Raw genomic sequence first — 443 nt, forward strand, 5'->3', positions numbered from 1 at the left:
ACGTTAGAGGGGGTCGATGCCATGGGGCGCGGCCGTCAGAAGGCAAAGCAGACGAAGGTCGCTCGGGAGCTGAAGTACTTCAGCCCCGACACGAACTACCGGGCTCTCGAGCAGGAGCTCTCGTCTCGCCGCCACAACGACGTCGTCACGGACAGCCGCCGCAGCGCGGTGGACACGGACGACAGCGAGCCCGCCGGCTGGGACCGCTGGCCCTCGGAGGACGACGAGCGCTGACCGCGCTCGGGTCGTACGGGTGCGGTTCCCCTCGGCACCCGTCGGCTTCTCTCGTCCGACACTGACGTGTGAGCACACCGTCGACGTCGTCGTGCCTCGAGCGCGCACCGCGTCGACGACGGAGGTGCTGTCGTCGTGCGCTCGTCGGCGCCGCCTCGTCGGGGCGGCGCCGACCTGCACCCGGGGTCCGTCGTCGACCGTTCGTACGT

General features: G+C 70.4%; 1 protein-coding gene. It reads left to right on the forward strand.

Annotated features, from left to right (window positions below; all coding sequences use genetic code 11):
- The first annotated feature begins 21 nt into the window (after nucleotides 1-21).
- Nucleotides 22-234, forward strand: coding sequence for a DUF3073 domain-containing protein (locus tag G3I71_RS47695; RefSeq protein ID WP_046529151.1), 213 nt, complete (start codon nucleotides 22-24; stop codon nucleotides 232-234).
- Nucleotides 235-443 lie beyond the last annotated feature (209 nt).

Origin of the sequence: Streptomyces sp. SID12501, from assembly GCF_010550245.1 — a bacterium.
In the GTDB taxonomy this organism is placed as follows: domain Bacteria; phylum Actinomycetota; class Actinomycetes; order Streptomycetales; family Streptomycetaceae; genus Streptomyces.